This window comes from Paraburkholderia sp. (assembly GCF_034668105.1).
Taxonomy (GTDB): domain Bacteria; phylum Pseudomonadota; class Gammaproteobacteria; order Burkholderiales; family Burkholderiaceae; genus Paraburkholderia.
This window is the reverse complement of record NZ_JAXDPY010000494.1, coordinates 1-5440: the sequence shown is the minus strand read 5'-3', so window position 1 is coordinate 5440 and position 5440 is coordinate 1. Positions and strand designations below refer to the sequence as shown.

General features: G+C 62.2%; 1 protein-coding gene. It reads right to left on the bottom strand.

Features of this window, described 5'->3' with window-relative positions; translation table 11 throughout:
* Positions 1-35: 35 nt before the first annotated feature.
* Entirely contained in the window at positions 36-5420 is a 5385-nt protein-coding gene (locus QOC89_RS22320; protein WP_323047003.1) for an AAA family ATPase, read from the bottom strand.
* Positions 5421-5440 lie beyond the last annotated feature (20 nt).

The following is a 5440-nucleotide window of genomic DNA, read 5'->3' as shown; positions in this document are numbered from 1 at the left end:
GCCGTATTGCCCTGCTTGTCACGCCGGATTGCCCTTCAGGACGCGTCGCCAATCGAAGGCAGGCTGAACTGGAAAATGGCCCCGTGCCCCGCCTTGTTGGACGCCCACACCTGTCCGCCGTGGGCTTCGATGATCGAGCGGCAGATCGACAATCCCATGCCCATGCCTTCAGTCTTCGTGGTGAAGAAGGCGTCGAACAGCTGGTTTGCGCTTTCCGGATCGATGCCCGGGCCAGAGTCCTGTACCGCCACGACCACGTGCCCGTCGCCATCCCGGCGGGACTCGATCAGTAGTTCACGTGAGTCGCCGCCGATGTCGGCCATCGCCTGGATGCCGTTTATCATCAGATTGATGAGCACTTGCTGAAGCTGGACCCGATCGCCGAGCGACGGCGGCAGCCCGGAGCCAAGCTCGAGACGCAACGAAACACGATGATTCGAGACTTCGCGCTGAACCAGGGCGACAACGTCATGGATCACATCGTTGAGTTCCAGCGGCGCCTTGCGTGGGGCGGCCTTGCTGGTGAGCGTGCGGATCCGTCGGACAATTTCGCTCGCGCGCCTGCCTTCGCCGATCATATGCTCCACGCAGGCCCGCACCTCTTCCGGTTGCGGCTTCGTGTGGCCGAGCCATCGCAGGCAGGCTTCGCCACTGGTGACGATCGCGCCGAGCGGCTGGCCTACCTCGTGGGCGATGGAGGCGCTGAGTTCTCCAAGCGTGGTTACGCGAGTGGCATGAGCCAGTTCCACCTGTAGCGCCTGCAATTGCTCCTCCGCTTGCGTGGCCGCGGTCCGCCGCGCCGCGAGTTCCGTCTCGGCCGCTTTCTGTTCGGTCAGGTCGAGCACGAACGCTACGCCGTTTTCTTCTGAGCCCTCCATCAGCGCTCCGCCGACCAGAACCGGAATGCGCTGGCCGTCCTTGCGGACGTATTCCTTCTCATAGGGCGGGGCGCTTCCGCGCTGCCGTAGTTCTTCAAGCGCCCGCGCGTCGGCGGCGCGATATTCCGGAGGCGTCATGGTGTCCCATTGGACATGGCCGGACAGCAGATCCTGGCGCGAATAACCTACGATCCGAAGGAACGCATCGTTCGCGTCGGTGGCGATCCCGGTGACGTTCCAGAAGAACACCCCAATGATGTTCGACTCGACCAGTCGCCGGATGCGTGCTTCGCGCTTGCGTAGCTCTTCCTCGGCGAGCTTGCGCTCGCTGTTTTCCCGCTGCAGATCGGCATAAAGCAGCGCGTTTTCCAGCGAGATCGCCGCCTGGGAAGCCAGCAGTTCCAGCACGGTCACGCGTTCGGGTGTAAACGCATGCGTGGCGAGGTTGTTCTCCAGATACAACAGACCGATCAACGCGGAGCGGCGCATGATCGGCAGGCACAGCACCGACTTCGGTCGGCGGCGGGTCAAGTAGTCGTCTGCCTCAAAGGGATTCGATTGCATCGCATCCGTCAGCAGCACGCGCTCCTGGCAGCGCCGCACGTAATTGATGATGGACGCGGGCAGCACCGATTCGCGCAGGGACGACTCCTGCAACGCTTGTGCGGGCACCGTGCGGCCCAGATGCCGCCGTACCTGGATCGTCTGCTGTTCGACGCTCGCTTCGGCCGCGAGGACCAGGCTCTCGTTGCGTGCGAGCAGCAAATGGCAGGTCTGCGCGCCGGCATTTTCGAGCAGGATGTGCATCAGCGTATCGACCAGATCCTCAAGCACGATCTGGCCAGAGATGGCCTGTGAGGCCTTGGTGACCGACAGCAGATCCAGTTGTTCGACTTTACCGAACGCAGTGTCGGCCGATAGAGCCGGCTCTTCGCGCAGTTGCGGCGCGCGCGCGTCGATCTGCCTGACCTTGCCGTCGGCGCCCCAACGCGCAAAGCAGTCACGCGCTTTTCGCATATAGGTGTCGGCAAATGTCTCGAATCCACGCGTGCGATAGAACGCCGCCGCGCATTCGTAAGCGACTGCTTCGTTCTGGACGAAGTTGTGCTCGCGGGCCGATCGAATGGCCTGTTCGTAAAGCCGCATCGCGTCGGAGTCGTGCCCCTGGAGTCGGGCAATCTCCGCGGCGATGAGCGCGGCGCGGTTCGTGAAATTTTCAGGGCAATGGTTCGCCCACGTCTCGATCTGCTTGTAGTGAGCGGATAGCGCCTCCAGATGCCGCGGCCGTTCTTCCGCCGATACCGAATCGCAGTGTGCCGCGCGCGCCAGCGCGGCGTAGAAATGATATTCCGCCAGCTCGAAGCAGAAGGGTGACGTCCACAGCAACAGTTCAGCATTCGATGCCGCCGCGATGGCGCCCGCGTAGTCACCTGCATGGACGCGCGCTTGCAACTTGCGAATCCAATACCAGCAAGCGCCGAGTGCCAGCCCCGGATCCGCGCCCAAATGCTGTTCGAAGCGGTCTTCGTCAAACGCGGCATCGTTGAAGGAGCCGAATTCTGGCGTCATGCCGCGGAGTGCTTTGATCAGCGCGACCTGGGTAGCGATTATGTCGGCGACGAAGTCGAAGCGCATTTTGTGCGCGAACTCGAAGCTGCTTTCGGCTTCGCGTTGCACATCGCCGAGCGGCTCTCCGGCACCTAGACGATTGGTGATCAGGTTGTTGCAGCAATAGCCCGTGAAGGTCAGGTCGCCGGTCTGGTTGGCCGTATCGAAGGCGAGCCGCAGTAAGGCGTGAGCCGAGCGTATGTGCCTCGTCCAGGGGACGATGAAGGCGCCGAAGCACGCGTAGACGCGGGCTTTGAAGCGATCCATCCGGTGCTTCTCGACGAGATCGACGCCGAGCCTGCCGAACCGGAAACCGGCCTGGTAATCGCCGAATTGCGGCCCCAGGGTCATGCCGAGCATCACATAGGCGAAGCCCGATCCATCGCTGTTGCCACGCTCGAGGCTCAGATTCGCCATCCGGCCGGCGATGAGGCAATACAGGTTCATGTCGGTGGCATGCGCCGGCGGCTGAACGGCGGTGAGCACGTCCAGGGTGGCGCGGCAGACGGGATCGGTCATCAAGGGCAAATCGAGGAGCTGCTCAATCGAGCGGTCACCCATCTGTTGCCACAAGTGCTCGTACTCCAGTTGCACGTCCTCCTTTCCCGGGTGCGCCGACCACGTGATGCCGACGGCGCGCAGATAGTCGAGGCTCACTTCAACGGCACGATCGGCTTGTCCCGCGTTCATATAAAGTGCCATGCGCAGGCACGTGACGGAGGCCTTATCGATGAGGTTGGCGGCGCGTTGTGAAAGTATCGACAGTCGCTGTTCCGCCGCCGTCAGGTCGCCGGTCAGGAATTCGCATTCGGCACGCTGAAAACCGAGCGAGAACGTGAGGGCATCGTGCCGGTTCATACCATCTTCTGTCACCAGTGCTTCGCCGGCGGTGAAGTAGGCCAGTGCCGATGCATAAGCCGTCGCTGTCTTGGCTCGCAGGCCCGCGGTGAGATTAAGTTCAGCTACGCGCTCGCGCTCCTCCTGTGCCGTGATCAGCGCGGCGCCCCGGTTGAACTGGTTCGCCACATCGAACAGATGATCGACGAGCGCGTCGGCCGTCATGCTCGAGAGAAGTACGCGGCCGATGCGCAGGTGTACTTCGCTGCGGCGGTCTTCGGGAATCAGTGAATAAGCCGCCTGCTGGATCCGGTCGTGCAGGAACTTACCGCTGCCGTGAGTGCGCAGGATCAGATTTTCGCGCACCGCAGGCGCAAGGTGGTGCTCAACCCCGGCCTGGCCGCTGACCAGTTCGAGAATCCGCAGGTCGAACTTGTTGCCGAGGCAAGCGGCCAGTTGCAGCGCTTCCTGTGCCGGGATCGGCAGCTGCCGTAACTTGCCCAACATCAGATCGACGACGTTGTCGGCAAAGTCTTTCGCTTTGATCTGTTCCAGGTCCCACCGCCATGCCTGGATCTGTGCATCACGCCATAACAACCCCTCCTTGTGGAGCGCATCCAGGAACTGGATAAAGAAAAATGGATTGCTCTCGGTGCGTTCGCAAATGAGCTGCGTGAGCGGCTCGCAGCACGCGGGCGGCGCATGCAGCGTGTCGGCCACCAACTGGTTCAGATGCGCGGCAGACAGTGGCGCGAGATGGATGTCGACCACCGGCGTGCCGCCGTGATGTATCGCATCGAGACTCCTTATCAGCGGATGCGCGCCGTTTACTTCGTTGTCGCGATAGGCGCCGATCAGCAGCAGATAACAGGTGTCTGGATGGGTGAGCAGGTGTTCGACGAGTGCCAGGCTGGCTGCGTCGATCCACTGCAGGTCGTCGAGGAAAAGGACCAGCGGGTGGGCCTTGCTCGTGAACACCGTCACGAATTGCCGGAACGCCAGACGGAACCGGTTTTGAGCCTCCGTGGGCGGCAGCGGCGGTACTGGAGCCTGCGTGCCGATGATCAACTCGACTTTGGGCAGCACATCGAGAATGAGCTGGCCGTTGACCCCGACCGCAGCCTGCAGTTGTTGCCGCCAGCCGGCGATGCGCGTTGCACTTTCGGCCAGCAGTTGCTGCACCAACTCGCCGAACGCTTGCGTCAGGGTGGCATAGGGAATGTCCCGCCGGTACTGATCGAACTTTCCTGAAATGAAGTAGCCATGCTTCGCGACAATCGGCTTGCGCAGGGCGTCGACCAGCGACGACTTGCCGATGCCCGAATACCCGGATACGGTGGCAAGCGCAGTCCAGCCCGTCGACGCCATGAGTTCGAACATATCGAGGAGCATGTTCGACTCCTGATCGCGCCCGTACAGTCTGTGTGGAATCTGGAAGCGATCCGATAGATCGTCCATGCCGAGCCGGAACGGCTCGATGCGCCCGGACGAGTGCCATTGCGCCAGACACCGGTCGAGATCGGATTGCACGCCACGCATGCTTTGATAGCGATCCTCCGGTAGTTTGGCCAGCAGTTTCATCACGATGTCCGATACCGGTTGCGGCACGGCGGGCGCGACATCGCACGGCGGCGCTGGCATGCGGGCGATATGGCAATGCGCCCATTCCAGTGGATCGCTCGCCTGGAACGGTAATTGACCGGTCAGCATGCGATAGAGCAGCACGCCCATCGAATAGCCATCGGTCCGGTAATCGACCGGACGATTCATGCGGCCGGTTTGCTCGGGAGACATGTACGCCCATTCGCCCACGGATACGACAACGTCCTCTGGCGCGATGGTATGTTCCTGGGTCGTCGCGAGGCTGAAGTCCACCAGCAGAACATGGCCGGTTTCGGGCGCGATCAGAATATTGGCCGGCCGCAGATCTCGATGGATGACCTGGGCGGTGTCGATACCCGCCAAGGCAACAGCCAGGTGATGCGCGATAGCCAGGCAGCGAGGCAGGTCCGGGCGCGGGCCGTGGCACAAAATGGTCTCGAGCGATTCGCCCGGGAAGGCTTCCAGAATCAATACCAGGCGTCCCCGGTCATCCATCAGGGCAAGCGGCTTTGCAA

Coding starts and splice junctions, on each gene's coding strand:
- QOC89_RS22320 (WP_323047003.1), bottom strand. CDS start 5,420: ATGGATGACCGGGGACGCCTGGTATTGATTCTGGAAGCCTTCCCGGGC.